At 65.9% G+C, this 13,940-nt stretch carries 13 protein-coding genes; 9 read left to right on the forward strand and 4 right to left on the reverse strand.

Annotation, left to right across the window (positions count from 1 at the left end):
- Positions 1 to 5: 5 nt before the first annotated feature.
- A complete protein-coding gene (locus JQ592_RS03940; protein ID WP_211401591.1) occupies positions 6 to 986 on the reverse strand; it encodes a Bug family tripartite tricarboxylate transporter substrate binding protein in 981 nt (326 codons plus the stop codon).
- A 454-nt stretch (positions 987 to 1,440) separates the two neighbouring features.
- On the opposite strand from JQ592_RS03940, the gene JQ592_RS03945 reads away from it, so the two are divergent.
- The 9 genes from JQ592_RS03945 to JQ592_RS03980 all read left to right on the forward strand — a co-directional run bounded on the left by JQ592_RS03945 (position 1,441) and on the right by JQ592_RS03980 (position 9,339).
- Positions 1,441 to 2,040, forward strand: coding sequence for a hypothetical protein (locus JQ592_RS03945; protein ID WP_211401592.1), 600 nt, complete (start codon positions 1,441 to 1,443; stop codon positions 2,038 to 2,040).
- A 29-nt stretch (positions 2,041 to 2,069) separates the two neighbouring features.
- Entirely contained in the window at positions 2,070 to 2,306 is a 237-nt protein-coding gene (locus JQ592_RS38550; RefSeq protein ID WP_283816084.1) for an HGGxSTG domain-containing protein, read from the forward strand.
- A gap of 164 nt (positions 2,307 to 2,470) precedes the next feature.
- On the forward strand, positions 2,471 to 2,710 hold the full coding sequence (locus JQ592_RS03950; RefSeq protein ID WP_211401593.1) for a hypothetical protein: 240 nt from the start codon (positions 2,471 to 2,473) through the stop codon (positions 2,708 to 2,710).
- 119 nt (positions 2,711 to 2,829) lie between these two features.
- Positions 2,830 to 4,344, forward strand: coding sequence for a CYTH and CHAD domain-containing protein (locus JQ592_RS03955; RefSeq protein WP_211401594.1), 1,515 nt, complete (start codon positions 2,830 to 2,832; stop codon positions 4,342 to 4,344).
- A 16-nt stretch (positions 4,345 to 4,360) separates the two neighbouring features.
- Positions 4,361 to 4,729, forward strand: coding sequence for an avidin/streptavidin family protein (locus tag JQ592_RS03960; RefSeq protein ID WP_211401595.1), 369 nt, complete (start codon positions 4,361 to 4,363; stop codon positions 4,727 to 4,729).
- A gap of 133 nt (positions 4,730 to 4,862) precedes the next feature.
- Entirely contained in the window at positions 4,863 to 5,396 is a 534-nt protein-coding gene (locus JQ592_RS03965) for a hypothetical protein (protein WP_211401596.1), read from the forward strand.
- Positions 5,397 to 5,495: 99 nt separating this feature from the next.
- Positions 5,496 to 6,743 (forward strand): MFS transporter, encoded by a 1,248-nt coding sequence (locus JQ592_RS03970; protein WP_211401597.1) that lies wholly within the window; start codon positions 5,496 to 5,498, stop codon positions 6,741 to 6,743.
- Positions 6,744 to 6,862: 119 nt separating this feature from the next.
- Positions 6,863 to 8,056 (forward strand): M20/M25/M40 family metallo-hydrolase, encoded by a 1,194-nt coding sequence (locus JQ592_RS03975; protein ID WP_211401598.1) that lies wholly within the window; start codon positions 6,863 to 6,865, stop codon positions 8,054 to 8,056.
- 134 nt (positions 8,057 to 8,190) lie between these two features.
- Entirely contained in the window at positions 8,191 to 9,339 is a 1,149-nt protein-coding gene (locus JQ592_RS03980; RefSeq protein WP_211401599.1) for an amidohydrolase, read from the forward strand.
- 664 nt (positions 9,340 to 10,003) lie between these two features.
- Here the strand turns inward: JQ592_RS03980 and JQ592_RS03985 are convergent.
- From JQ592_RS03985 to JQ592_RS03995, 3 genes are all read right to left on the reverse strand, one after another.
- Positions 10,004 to 10,294, reverse strand: coding sequence for a hypothetical protein (locus tag JQ592_RS03985; protein WP_211401600.1), 291 nt, complete (start codon positions 10,292 to 10,294; stop codon positions 10,004 to 10,006).
- 124 nt (positions 10,295 to 10,418) lie between these two features.
- A complete protein-coding gene (locus tag JQ592_RS03990; protein WP_211401601.1) occupies positions 10,419 to 12,920 on the reverse strand; it encodes a two-component system VirA-like sensor kinase in 2,502 nt (833 codons plus the stop codon).
- On the reverse strand, positions 12,917 to 13,900 hold the full coding sequence (locus JQ592_RS03995; RefSeq protein WP_349630438.1) for a cytochrome-c peroxidase: 984 nt from the start codon (positions 13,898 to 13,900) through the stop codon (positions 12,917 to 12,919). Before JQ592_RS03995 ends, JQ592_RS03990 begins: the two co-directional genes overlap by 4 nt.
- Between the last annotated feature and the right edge of the window lie 40 nt (positions 13,901 to 13,940).

Here is a 13,940-nt window from a genome sequence, read left to right on the forward strand (position 1 = left end):
TTCCCCTACTCCGCCTTGATGTTCGCAGCAGCCACGACCTCGGCAAGCTCCTTCGTCTCCTTCGCGATCTTGGCGGCATAGTCGGCCGGGCTCAGCACGCTGACGACGCCCTGCGAACCGAGCTTGTCCGCGACCGCCGGATCCTTGGCAGCAGTGACGATCTCCTGGTGCAGCGTCTGAAGGATCGGCGCTGGCGTCGCCTTCGGCATGAAGAAGCCGACCCAGAACGAGATGTCGAAGCCGGGATAGCCTGCCTCCGCGACGGTCGGCACGTCGGGCAGCGCCGGCAGCCGCTCCGCCGAGGACACCGCGAGCGCGCGCAGCTTGCCGGCCTTCACCAGCGGCACGGCGGAGAGCGGATCGAACACCGCCAAGACCTCCTGCGCGAGGATGCCGACCTCGGAGGCCGCCCCGCCACGATAGGGCACGTGGATCAGCTTGATGCCGGCCTTCTGGGCCAGCAGTTCCATGGCGAGATGGGCGAGGTTGCCGTTGCCGCCCGAGCCATAGGCGAGCGCGCCGGGTGCGGCCTTCGCCGCCGCGACGAGATCGGCAACGGTCTTGATGTCGGCGGTCTTGGGATTCTCCGGATTGACCACCAGCACCAGCGGTGCCGCGACGACGGTGGTCAGCGGCGCGAAGTCTTTCTCCGGATCGTAGCGGATGTCCTTGAACAGCGTCTTGTTCAGAGTGATGGTGGAGGAGTTGCAGGCGAGCATGGTGTAGCCGTCCGCATCCGCACGCGCGACGCCTTCGGCGGCGATCATGCCGTTGGCGCCGGCGCGGTTCTCGACCACGAAGGGCTGTCCGAGCTTGTTGCCGAGACGATCGCCGATGATGCGCGCGACCACGTCGACGGGGCCGCCTGCGCTGAAGCCGACCATGATCTTCACCGGCCGCGACGGATATTTCTGCGCGAGGGCCTCCGTCGTCAGCAAAGCGCATAATCCGGCGATGAGCGTCAGCAGGCGGGCCGTTCGTTGCATTCGTTCTCTCCCCAACCTCGCGCGCCGCTTGTGCATGTTTGTTGGTGCGGCGCATGCGAAGACCATGATGGGCGGCCGCACCGGATTCCGCAATCGCGTTTCCACCCGCGCGATGCCGGGCAATTCCGCCGCGCGGCACGTGAGAAGCGGTCTCAACAAAAAGGTGCGAAAACAACCCCATGCACAGTAGCCGGCCGCTGCCGGATCAAGGACTTGCGAGGCAGACCTCCGCTTTCTGATTTTGCTTAATCAATTTGACTCGTCGGGCAAAACAGGGGCAGAATGGCATCATCGCGATAACCGTGAGCGTTCAGCCCGCCCCGGCCATGGGCGCCTCGCGGCGGCTCCGCGTAAACCCCTCATCGACATCTGAAAATCACAACCGCCGCGCAAGGCGCGATCGGCCTCGCTCACGGCGAGCCCGCGCGCGTGCGCCGGCAAGGGACACATCGACATGACGACAGCTCTGGAAAGCAACTGCACGACGTCCATCGCGGCGAACGGTTACGGCAGGCCGGCAAGCCCGCGAGTCAGGCTGCATCGGCGGCGCATTGCGATCGACCATCCCGATCCGCAAGCCGGCGAGCGCCTACTCGCCGACGCCCTCGGTGCGATCGACCGCGACGCGCTGCACGGCATCCTGAAGCAGCTCATGAAGGCGAGCGTGATCGGGCAGAAGCCGGACGAAGCCAATCTCGCCTTCATGGTCTCGATGATGAAGAGCATCGCCCCCAGGGATTCCATCGAGGCGATGCTCGCGGCGCAGATGGTGGCGGTTCACGCGATGGCGATGCGCTCCGCCTGTCGCCTTGCCTTCACCGACGACCTTGCGCAACAGGAAAGCGCCACACGCGCCCTGACCCGGCTCGCCCGCACCTTCGCGGCGCAGACCGAGGCCCTCAGCCGCCATCGCAGCAGCGGAGAACGCGCGATCACCGTGCAGAACCTGTCGGTGCAGGACGGCGGCAAGGCGATCGTCGGCAACCTCACGCAGCATGCGAATATGATCGTTGCAGAGAGCCAGAGCGCCCCGAGGCAAGGCGTCGGCGCATGACCGCCGGCCACACGCGCAACACCGTCCCGATGCAAGCCAGTCCCCGCTGTGGCGCCAGAACCCGCAGCGGGGAAGCGTGCCGTTCACCGGCCGCGCACGGCAAGGTGCGATGCCGCATGCACGGCGGCGCACCGGGATGCGGCGCGCCGCCAGGAAACCGGAATGCGCGGAAGCATGGGCTGTTCGCAAGAGAAGCGATCGATGAGCGAAGGCAAGTCAGGGCGCTGCTGGACGACGCGCGGACGCTCTTGCGGGAATTGGAATGACGCGTGTCCCCCGGATTCACGCCGCCTCCATTCGGCATGAATGGGCGGATGGCGGTCGGAGGCGAACCCCGCCGACGCCGGCCCTCTGCCCGCTGGCGCCGGCTTGTCCTTGCGCTCGCACTTGAGTTGCGTAACCATCACCATGGTCCCGATGAGGCCGCCCCATGCTGCAACGACTGATGACCCTGATCTTCCTGCTCGCCGCCGGCCCGGCCGCGGCCGAAGCTCAGCCCTGCAAAGAACTCCCGCCGGGACCACAGCGCTTTGCATGTGCCAGCGCACGAAATCCGGGGCTGTCTGCGAAGCGCGATCGCTGCAAGGAAGAAGGCCGGAAACTCGGCCTTACCTCCAACATCGGCGGCAAGATGGGGCCGTATGTGCAGGCGTGCATGCAACGCCGATAGCTCCGGCGATGGCCCGGTCATCCGCAAGGCCTGGTCGGGCGCATCGGGATTCGAAATGCCCTTTGCACTGGAACTTCTCGCCGTGGCGCCAACTTGAATCGGCAACGGAAGCATGCCCGATGAATGCCGAAACGGAACTCAAATTCCGCCTTGCGCCGCGAAAGCTGTCCTCCGTCCTGCGCGTCGGCGCCTCGAACGGACGACACGGCGACCGGTCGGAGCAGGCGCTGGTGTCGACCTATTACGACACCAGCAGGCAGAAGCTCAGGCGCCATGGTCTCACGCTCCGCGTCCGCAAGGTTGGCGATCTCTACGTGCAGACCGTGAAGGCGGGCGGCTCCGGAACCGTGACACGCGGCGAATGGGAACATGAGGTCGATGGCGCAAAGCCTGACTTCAAGAAGATCAAGAACACGCCTCTTGCGGACCTCGCGTCCAAGAAACTTCCGCGCAAGCTGCGGCCGGTGTTTCAGACCGAGGTCCATCGCACCACCGAGGCAAGGCGGGTGCGAAAAAGCCAGATCGAGCTCGCCGTCGACCGCGGCCGCATCGGCGCCGGGCGGCGCTCGCGGCCGGTCGCCGAGCTCGAGCTGGAATTGAAATCCGGGCAGGTCGCCGATCTGTTTCGACTGGCGCGCAATCTCGAACGCCGGACGGGCGCGGAGCTCGATCTGCGCTCGAAAGCCGAGCGAGGCTTTCAACTCGTGAAAGGAAACGGCGCAGGCGCGCAATACGCCGAGCCGATCGAGCTGAAATGCGAGCTCTCGCCGCGCAATGCCTTCGGCGTGATCGCGCATTCGACGCTTCGTCAGATTACGGGGAATGCCGATCCGGTGCGCAACATGGATTCGGAAGGTGTCCACCAGATGCGCGTCGGCCTGCGGCGCTTGCGGGCCGCGATCTCTCTGTTCTCCGACATCCTGCCGCGCGCCAGCACGGAGCGGATCAAGGCCGAGCTCAAAGGGCTCACGAGCGAGCTGGCGCCGGCGCGCGAGATCGACGTCTTCCTCAACGAGAGCATTCTGCCGATCGCGGGCCAAGGCGTCCCGAAACGCGGCGCTCGCGCGATCGCCAAGAAGTTTTCCGCAGAGCGAAGGGCCGCCTTTGCGCGCGCCCGCGAGGCCGTCGAATCACCCCGCTACCGCCGCCTGCTGATCGACGTGATCGAGTGGATCGAAACCGGACAGTCCCGCGCCGATGACGACCAGTCGATTGCCGCTTACGCCGCTGCGGTGCTGGACCGCCGGATCAGGAAGGCGCGCAAGCAGGGCAAGCATCTGGACGATCTCGACCCAATGCAGCGTCACAAGCTGCGAATCAGGATCAAGAAGATCCGTTACGCCGTTGACTTCTTCAAGAGCCTCTACAGCGATCGCGACCGCAAGCGGCTCGCAAGCCTCTCCGGCCAGCTGAAGGCAATTCAATCCGCGCTGGGATCGCTCAACGACTTCATGACGCATCGCGAGCTGGCGACGGAGACGGCGTTGGCGGCGCCGCCGGCCAACCGGCGCGCGCAGGCTTTTGCATCGGGATTCATCGTCGGCCGGGAGCGTGAGGCGGCGCGCGGCCTGATGAAGGACGCCGCCGGGGAGCTGCATCGATTGCACCGGCTGCGCATCGCACCGGGCAAATGACCACGGGAGAACCGGGATGTCATGGGTCGGCAGTTGGCGAAATCAGTTCGGCTCCATCCTTCGCATCATCAGCGAGACGGAGGAGCGCATCGAAGGCACTTTCGAGACCGCGCTCGAAGACAGCGGCTTCTATGGACAAACGGTGCAGGTCACCGGGTTTCATCGGGGCAATTGCATCGGCTTCGTCGCCGTGGGCTCGTCTGCGACAGGCGACCGCGTCGTTTCCTACACGGGATTGTTGCGTCACGGGAAAATGGAGACCGCCTGGTTCGTGGTCGCCGACCAGGCGCTGAGTGCCGCCAGCGAGGGCGATCCCGCAAAGCTCAAGCCGTTGAACTGGTGGCGCGCCGTGACAACCAACGTCGACACGTTCGAGCGGACATAGCGTTCGGCTCACTTAACTTAGGTTAAAGAACGCCACAAAAGTTCCCCATTTCGTCCGGGTTCACTGTCGTATTTTGGTCCAGGATTGTTCCTTCCCTGCGGCGGGGCGGGCTTCATGAACCTGGAGACCTGCGATGCGCCGTCATGTTGCGTTTGCGTTTTCCTTTACTTGCATTGTCGCGATTTCATCCGCCGCCGATGCGCGCCCCTCCCGATCCCTCCTCGCTGCGCCGCCCGAATGCAATGTCACGATGCCCTGCGACTTCTCCGGCTCGAACATGCGCACGACGGTATCGCGACTTCGCGCGCCGCGAGAGGTGACGGGACGCGTTGCCGTCATGCGGGTTGCGACGACGGAAGACGCAGGCAAAGTCATCGGCGGTCGCCCTTCCGGCTGCCCGCGCTCCTTCTGCGGTTGCGCGGCGTCGATCCGCGTGTTTGGCCACATCGTGCCGGGATTGAATCTGGCTGCCAACTGGCTGCGCTTTCCGCGGACGTCGCCCGCGCCCGGGATGGTCGCCGCGCGGCACGGGCACGTCTTCGTTCTGGAGCAGCATGTCGGGGGAGACGTGTGGATGGCGTATGACGGCAATTCAGGAGGCCGTGCCACCCGCATTCACGCGCGATCGTTGCGGGGCTATGCGGTGGTGAATCCGCGGGTCGGGTGAGCGCGAGCGTCAGAGACATGTGACCGGGCCATTGCTGCGGCTTGGCACCGTCGTCCCGATCGTGTAACGCCACAAGAAAATTGCCGGGACGAAACGCTGATGGGGACTGCTGCGACCGACGACGCGGGCGATGCCAGCCGCGTGCTGATCTTCGCGCTCGTGGCACTCGCCTGCGGGCACATGCTCTCCACATTGCTGCGCACGATTCCGGCCGTCAGTCTCGACCTGATGGCGGCGGATTTCCGCATCGAGCCGCAGGCGCTGGCGAGCCTGACCTCCATCTATCATTTCGCCTTTGCGGCCTCGCAAATCCCGGTCGGCGCGGCGATGGACCGGTTTGGCGTGCGGCCGGTGTCGCTCGGCCTGCTGGCAGGAACCGTGCTCGGCGCGGTGGCCTCGGGGTTCGCGACCGGACCCTCGAGCTTTGCGGTCGGGCAGTTCATGCTGGGCGTCGCCACCTCGGGCATGCTGATGTGCCCGATGACGCTCGCAGCCAAGCAATTGTCGGCGGCGCGGTTCGGATTGTGGTCGGGCGCCATCCTCTCGATCGGCAATATCGGCATGCTGCTGTCGTCGAGCCCGCTCGCCTTCGTGATCGACCATTATGGCTGGCGAGCGGGGTTCTGGATCTCCGCGAGCGGCGGCATCCTCGTGGCGCTCGCGGTGTTCGTGCTGGTGCCGAGCCAGCCGGCCGAGCACAAGGACGACTCCTCGCCGCTGTCGCAGATGATCGAGGTGGTCAGGCTCGGCCTGTCGCGGCCGCTGCGCGGCCTGATCGCGCTGGCGCTGGTGTCGCTGGCGAGCACGCTGGTGCTGCGCGGCCTGTGGGGCGGGCCATGGCTGATGGAGGTCAAGGGACTGACGCGGGTCGAGGCCGGCAACCAGCTCGGCGCGTTCACGCTGGCGATGATCGCAGGTCCCCTGCTGGTCGGCATGATCGATCGCAGGCTCGGCCGCCGTCGCGAACTGGTTGCCGGCACGCACGCGGCCGCGGCGCTGCTGCTTGCGCTGATGGCGTTGGGAGCGCCGCACTTTCCCGTTGCATGGCTGTTCGGCGTGAACGTCATGCCGCCGTACTACGATCTGGCACTGTTCGTGCTCATCGGGCTCTTCACCTCCGCGCAGCCGCTGCTGTTCGGCATGTCCAGGCAACTCGTCGACGCGCAGGTCGCGGGCAAGGCACTCGCGGCCGTCAATCTCGCCTTCTTTCTCGGCACCGCGCTGATGCAGTCCGTCACCGGCGCGGTTGCGGCGCTCGCGGGGCTGCCGGCCGTGCTGCTGTTCATGGCGGCCGCGCTGGCGTTCGGCGTGCTGATCTTTTTGACTTACACGACTGCGAATCCGTAGGATGGGTAGAGCGAAGCGAAACCCATCGTTCTTGCCGGAAGTGATGGGTTTCGCGAAGAGCTCTACCCATCCTACGCGTTCGCGTCGCGCCGCTATCTGCATCAAGGGAATTCCAGTCCATGCCTGTCGACCACAAAGCCGCCACCGATCGTCTCATGCGCTTCCTCGCTGTCGAGGGCGTCACCGGACAGGAGGCTGCGATCGGGCGTGAGCTCAGCGCCGCGCTGAAGGAGGCCGGCGTACCGGCGAAGGCGATCCGGCTCGACGATGCCAACACGCGCATTCCCGTGCCGACCGAGACCGGCAACCTCATCGTCGACCTGCCCGGCCGCGGCGCGCTGCACAACCAGCCGCGGATCATGTTCATGACCCACATGGATACCGTGCCGCTGTGCGCCGGCGCCAAGCCGAAGAAATCCGGCCGCAAGATCGTCAACGAGGCGAAGACCGCGCTCGGCGGCGACAATCGCTGCGGCTGCGGCGTGCTGGTGACGCTGGCGGCCGAATTGGCAAAACAGAAGCTCGATCATCCGCCGATCACGCTGTTGTTCTGCGTGCGCGAGGAGAGCGGGCTCTATGGCGCGCGGCACGTCAAGCTGGACGAGCTCGGCTCGCCGGTGATGGCGTTCAACTATGACGGCGGCTCGGCGTCCAACGTCGTGATCGGGGCCGTCGGCGCCGACCGCTGGACCGTCGAGATCTTTGGCCGCGCCTCGCATGCGGGCGTCGCACCCGAGCGCGGCATCTCCTCGACCATGATCATGGCCCTCGCGCTTGCGGACGTGAAGGCCGGCGGCTGGTTCGGCAAGGTGGTGAAGGGCAAGCAGCAAGGTACCAGCAATGTCGGCCCGGTCACCGGCGGCGAAGGCCGCCCCGCGGGCGATGCCACCAACGTCGTCACCGACTACGTCCATGTGCGCGGGGAATGCCGCAGCCATGACGGAAAATTCTTCAAGGAGATCACCAAGGCCTACAAGGCCGCGTTCGAGAAGGCGGCCAAGAAGGTGACGAACGCACAAGGCAAGTCCGGCAAGGTCAAGTTCAAGGCCGAGACCGACTATTATCCGTTCCGCATGAAGGAGAACCTTCCCGTCGTCAAACGCGCGATCGAGGCGGTGTCTGCCGTGGGCGGCACCCCGAACGTGCGCGCCGCCAATGGCGGCCTAGACGCCAACTGGATGGTCCGCCACGGCATTCCGACCGTGACCTTCGGCGCCGGCCAGAACGAGGCGCACACGGTCGACGAATGGATCAATCTCGACGAATACGACCGCGCCTGCGCGCTTGCCGTGCAGGTTGCGACGATGCGGTGAGCGCCTGATTTCGTAGGATGGGCAGAGCGCTTCGCGAAACCCATCATCTTGGCGAACGATTCGATGGGTTTCGCTTCGGTCTACCCATCCTACGCTCTCAGGAACCACCGCCAACCAACATGAGAGACCCTGCCTTGACACCCGAACTGCACCAGAAACTGACCGCGTGGCGCCGGCATCTGCATGCCCACCCCGAACTGTCCCTCCAGGAGAAGGAAACCTCTGCCTTCGTGCAGGACAAGCTCACCGAGCTCGGCATTCCCTTCGAGGCTGATGTCGGCGGCCACGGCATCGTCGCGACGTTGAGGCGCGGATCGGCGCAGGGCCGCGTCGGCCTGCGCGCCGACATGGATGCGCTGCCGATCATCGAGGACACCGGCCTGCCCTACGCCTCGACCAGTCCCGGCGTGATGCATGCCTGCGGCCATGACGGGCACACCGCCTCGCTGCTCGGCGCGGCGGCGCTGCTCGCCGCCGATACCAGCTGGAGCGGCACGGTCGATTTCATCTTCCAGCCTGCCGAGGAAGGTTATGGCGGCTCGCGCGCGATGGTCGCGGCCGGGCTGTTCGAACGCTTCCCGATGGACCGGGTGTTCGGCTTCCACAACTGGCCCGGCCTTCAGGCCGGCAGCATCGCGGTCCATGACGGGGTCGTCATGGCCTCCGGCGGTCGCGTCACCATCACCATCGAAGGCCATGCGGGACACGCCGGCATGCCGCATCTGACGCGCGATCCGGTGATGGCGGCCGGCCATCTGATCGTGGCGCTGCAGTCGATCGTGGCGCGCAGCGTCGATCCGCTCGACACCGCGGTGCTCTCGCTTTGCACGATCGAGGGCGGCACCGCGCCGAACCAGATCGCCGGCAAGGTCGTGATCCGCGGCACGCTGCGGTTTCATCGCGAGGAGATCAAGGACACCATCCTCGGCGGGATCGAACGGACCTGCGCCGGCATCGCCACCAGCTTCGGCGTCAAGGTCACGCCCGAGATCGTCATGGGCGTGGGCGTGGTGATCAACACCCCGGCCGAGGCCGGCCTGGCGCGCCTCGCCGCCGCGAAGGTGCAGGCACCCGTTCGCCGCGACCTCGCGCCGAGCATGGCCGGCGAGGACTTCGCCTTCTACCTCAAGCATCGGCCCGGCGCCTTCGTCTGGATTGGCAACGGCGAATTGCGCGACGGCGCCGAGCTGCACGGCCCGCGCTACGATTTCAACGACGCGATCCTCCCCGTCGCATCGAGCTGGATGGCCGAGGTCGCCAAGACGGCGCTGAGCGCGAACTAGGGCGTGTACTCTTAAATCGGCCGCATCAGCTTTACTCCCGAAAGCAGACCTCAGAGCGGACACACCGTGATGTCCGCTAAGAGCCAAGAGCAGACTAAGCGTCCGCAAGCGAACGGCGGTGGGTTAACCAATAGTCATTCTGCCACTCCTCGTAGCCAAGCAACTCGCCAAAGCGCCTTTCGCGGTTGTCGGACCAAGCTCCGGGCTCGCTCAGAAGCGCAAGCATTGCATCAACCCGCCACTCGTGGCCCGGTAAGGCGTAGAATAGCATCCGGTATTTGAGCTGCGGCAGGTCAGGGCATGGTTCAATCACTTCGTGTCTTATCAGTCGGCCTACAGCAACATGCCTATCGAACAGCCGCCAATATCGAATACAGATGTCTGGCTCATGACCAACGATATCCATGAAATATGCGAGGGGCTTCGTGCCCCTCAGCATTAGACCGAGTTCTCTGTTGGTGTGAACCAAATAGGGCAGCTGACGAAGCCATTCGGGGTGCATGTTCGGCATCTTGACTGCACAACGTTAATTTCCGCTAAGGGCCAAAGGCTGCCTCGGCCAGTTTGCATGGCTCCGTTCGAGTCCCCTTCAGGAAGCAAACCTCGTGTCGACGTCCTAGCACGCGAGGGCGGCGGGCCGGGCGCCCGCCGCCCTCCGGCATGATCAGCAGCCGCGACAGATGATCAGCTTGCGATTGATCTCCTCGTCGAGACGTCGCAGCTCGGTGTCGACGGGCGAGGTCTGCACAGGCGCGAGCATGTCGCTGGGCCGCGGCTGTCGGTGTCCGACGGGAGCTTGCCGGAACAGGTCCGCGAACCTTGTCGGGGCGAGGCTGCCGGGCGGGACGATCATCGAGCGGACGCCGGCGCGCGCGCCTTCTCCCGCCCTGAGACTCGAAACCGGCCAGAGCAACACCGTAGCTGCGACGATGGTCACACCAAGTCTGATCAACATCATTCTTCTCCTATCGCGGTGACATTTGCGAAGCCGCGCCTGTGCTGGATAGGAGATGCCGGCTACCCGGCCATGTCGCCGCGATGCGATCGCGTTACGGTTGAAACCGCCTGCGGATCATGCTTCAGGAAATTTTGGCGAGCCGCCTCGATCTGCCGCCCGTCGCGGACGAGGCGAGGCTCCGCACCAGCACGCCGGCGAGCTCCGCCGACACCAGCGGATGATGAACGAGTTCGGTGATGCCTGACGTCTCGAGCGACGGCATCGCCAGGTCGCGCGTCGAGGGCGCCGCCAGGATGATCGGCAGATCCGGTGCGGCATCATGCAACGCCGCCGCGACATCGAGCGAGGAACCTCCGGGCAGATGACACACCAGCGCCGCGTCGAAGCGCGCGTGTGCGGCCCGGCAGGCGGCGATGGCTTCCGCCAGCCTGGTGAAGCCGACGGGTTCATAACCGAGCGCCGCGAGGATCTCCTCATGGCGCAACAGGCGGCGGCGGTCGGTATCGATCACGAGCACGGTTTCGCCGGCACCAAGGAGCGCCGGATCGGAGCCGTGCGAAGGCAGTTGCGGCTCGTCGGGTTCGCCTGATGGAAGCCAGACGTCGAAGCGCGTGCCCGCGTCCGGCCGGCTCTGCACCGCGATCGCGCCGCCATGTTGCTCGACGATCTCGCGCACCGTCGCGAGCCCAAGGCCGTTGCCGTCCGGGCGAGTGGTGAAGAACGGCTCGAAGATCCGCTCCAGCGTCGCCTCGTCCATGCCGGGACCGGGATCAGTGACCGAAATGACGATGAAGCGGCCAGGGCCGACGTCGCTGCGCCCGACCGGCAGTGGCCTTGCGAGATCGCTTGTCTTGATGCGGAGCTCGATACGGCCGGGCTCCTTCATCGCCTGCGCAGCGTTGTTGCACAGATTCAGGATCACCTGCTGCAATTGGGCCGGCTCCCCGGTCACGACGGACGCCTCGGCCGCTTCGCTCACCTCGAGCCTGACATACGAAGGCAGTGACGCGGCGAGCAGCGACCTGGTTTCGTCGATCAGGGTCTTGACGCACACGCGCTCCCGCCGGCCCTCGCCGCGGCGGCCGAAGCTGAGAATCTGTTCGACCAGCTCGCGCGCCCGCTCGCCGGCCCGGCGGATCTCGGCGAGGCTCGCGGCGGGCCGGCTTCCCGACGGGACCCGCGCATCGGCCATTTCGGCGTAGCCGAGAATTGCACCGACGATGTTGTTGAAGTTGTGGGCGATGCCGCTGGCAAAGGTCCCGATGGTCTCCATGCGGCGCGCCTGCTGCAGGCTCGCCTGGAGGCGCTCCTTCTCGCCTTCGAGCCGGGCCCGCCTGATCGCGTTGCCGATCGCGTCGAAGGCCATGCGAAACAGCGAGACCTCGGACCAGTATCTGAGCGCGCCTCCGTCGACGGCGTCGAAGCCGAGAATGCCATCGCGGCCTTTGTGGGCCGCCATGATGCAGAGCCAGCCGCTCACGCCGGCTTCGGCGAGCAGGTTCATCGCCTCGTGGGGATGCGAAGCGCTCACCTTGGGGATGTAGACGATGCCGTCGTCGCCGCCGTCGGATCGCGACGCGAGCCTCAGCACCCGTTGCGGCCAGCCCTGTTCGAACCCGACGCCGTCGCGGGACCACCGATAGCTGTGCGTCGTCGCGCCGACATCGCAGACATAATAGGCACGGTCCGCGCCGATGCATCCGGCCAGCTGGTGAAGCGCCATCTCGACATCCGCGGCGATCCGCTCGCTGCTCGAATTGATGAACAGCATCGAGATGTTGGCTATCACGTGCTCGAACGCGGCGCGGCGGCGCAGCGCCATGGCCCGTTTGCGGAGCAGCATGCCGAAATAGATGATGCCGGAGAGCAGCAGCAGCGAGGTGATGTACTGGAGCAGCCGAGTCTTGCGCGCCGAGGCGCGTGCGGCGAGCTGGCGTTTCAGGATGACCGCCAGCATGGCATCCTGCTCGCGGTTGTTGGAATCGGCGACGAGCGCCTTCAGGATGGTGTCGATATCGGGCAGCAGGTCATGCAGCATCTGTCCGTGGGTCAGCAGAGCCCGGACCGAATCCTTCTCCGCCGGCGGCACCTGCAGCTGCGCCAGCTCCTCCAGGCGGTCCTCGACCTGACGCGCAGCGGCGTCCGAAGTGTCGAGCGTCAGGCGCAGCATGGCGGCCGCCAGCGCGGAGGCGGCCGTCACCAGCGGCCGGGTGTCCGATTCGGCCAGCTTGTCGCTGAACAGGCCGAAATAGGCGAAAGAGTTCTGCAGCAACGCATTCCTGCTCTTGAACCGCTCGATCAGGCTCTCCTGCCGGCCGGCCCGTGCCGACAGGACATCGATGGCCCTCGTCTGCTCGGCGTCGAGCCCCGCCGTGTCGCGCAGCCGCGTCAAGGCATCGTCATAGGCATTCACCATCTGCACCAGCGCGTCGTAATTGCGCGACAAGCCGGCGCGCGCGGTGAGGACCTCCCTGGTCATACCGCGCTCGAACCGGGTGAAATCCCCGAGCGCCTCCAGCTGGCTGTCGTAACGCGCCGAATTGACGTTCAGCCCGTTGAGCAGGAGCCAGGTGAGAAGCGCGAGCACGAAGGCGACGCTGACCACGGTGGTAGCTGATCTCACGGCGAGCCTCCGACGGGCGCGCCGCGATAGGTCCCGGTCAGGCTGTTGAGAAAGGCGACGAGCGCCCTGGCCTGCCGGTCCGTCAGCGTCGCGTTCAACTGGGCCACCGCCATCCTGCGAACCGCATCCTCCAGCGTCGGTGCGCTGCCGTCATGAAAATAGGGGGCCGTCGTCGCGACGTTGCGCAGGCTCGGTACGCGCAGGATTTTCGGCTCGGGTGACGCCAGCGGGTGGAATATGCCGTGCCGTTCGAACAGATTGCCGCCGACGTTGACGCCCTGGTGGCAGGCCGAGCAACCCAGCGATTTGAACAGGCGGTAGCCGTCGAGTTCCTCGGCCGACAGGGCTGCGTCGTCGCCCTCCAGCCAGCGATCGAACCTGCTGCCCGGCGTGAGCAACGTGCGCTGATAGGTTGCGAGCGCGTCGATGACGTCGCCGCCGTCGGGGCGCCGGCCATAGGCCGCGACGAAACGATTGCGCATGTCGGGATCGGCATCGAGCTTAGCGGAGATCTCCGCCGCGCTGCTGCCCATCGTATGCGGGCTCTCCAGCGATGCCTTGATGTCGGCCTCGACGGTGCGGAATTTTCCTTCCCAGCTGAAACGAAAGCTGAGCGTCGAATTGAAGACGGTCAGCGTGTTGAGCGCGAGCTCCACCCCGTCGAGACTGACATCGTGCCGCCTCTGGCTCGCGCCGTTGGTCGCGATATCGTGGCAATATTGGCAGGCGCGGGAATTGTCGTGCGATAGCCGGCGGTCGCCGAACAGCTTCTCGCCAAGCGCCGCCTTCAGCGGATCGACGGCGGGAGCCGGCGGAATCGGCGTGATCGGCTCGCCGCGGTCGAGCACCGGTGCCGGCGGCGATTGCGACGGCGCGGGCGTGACTTCCACGCAGCACAGCAACACCGCGCAGATCGCGATCACCCCGCCCCGATAGCCGGCGCCTGGTCCGGCTCCGCGAAATCCAGTCAATAGTCGCACTGCCAGCGATATGGGGGTGGAAGCGGAAGCGATGGCGTCC

The organism is Bradyrhizobium iriomotense (assembly GCF_018129405.1).
Lineage (GTDB): Bacteria > Pseudomonadota > Alphaproteobacteria > Rhizobiales > Xanthobacteraceae > Bradyrhizobium > Bradyrhizobium iriomotense_B.

Coding starts and splice junctions, on each gene's coding strand:
- JQ592_RS03940 (WP_211401591.1), bottom strand. CDS start 986: ATGCAACGAACGGCCCGCCTGCTGACGCTCATCGCCGGATTATGCGCT.
- JQ592_RS03945 (WP_211401592.1), top strand. CDS start 1,441: ATGACGACAGCTCTGGAAAGCAACTGCACGACGTCCATCGCGGCGAAC.
- JQ592_RS38550 (WP_283816084.1), top strand. CDS start 2,070: ATGCAAGCCAGTCCCCGCTGTGGCGCCAGAACCCGCAGCGGGGAAGCG.
- JQ592_RS03950 (WP_211401593.1), top strand. CDS start 2,471: ATGCTGCAACGACTGATGACCCTGATCTTCCTGCTCGCCGCCGGCCCG.
- JQ592_RS03955 (WP_211401594.1), top strand. CDS start 2,830: ATGAATGCCGAAACGGAACTCAAATTCCGCCTTGCGCCGCGAAAGCTG.
- JQ592_RS03960 (WP_211401595.1), top strand. CDS start 4,361: ATGTCATGGGTCGGCAGTTGGCGAAATCAGTTCGGCTCCATCCTTCGC.
- JQ592_RS03965 (WP_211401596.1), top strand. CDS start 4,863: ATGCGCCGTCATGTTGCGTTTGCGTTTTCCTTTACTTGCATTGTCGCG.
- JQ592_RS03970 (WP_211401597.1), top strand. CDS start 5,496: ATGGGGACTGCTGCGACCGACGACGCGGGCGATGCCAGCCGCGTGCTG.
- JQ592_RS03975 (WP_211401598.1), top strand. CDS start 6,863: ATGCCTGTCGACCACAAAGCCGCCACCGATCGTCTCATGCGCTTCCTC.
- JQ592_RS03985 (WP_211401600.1), bottom strand. CDS start 10,294: ATGTTGATCAGACTTGGTGTGACCATCGTCGCAGCTACGGTGTTGCTC.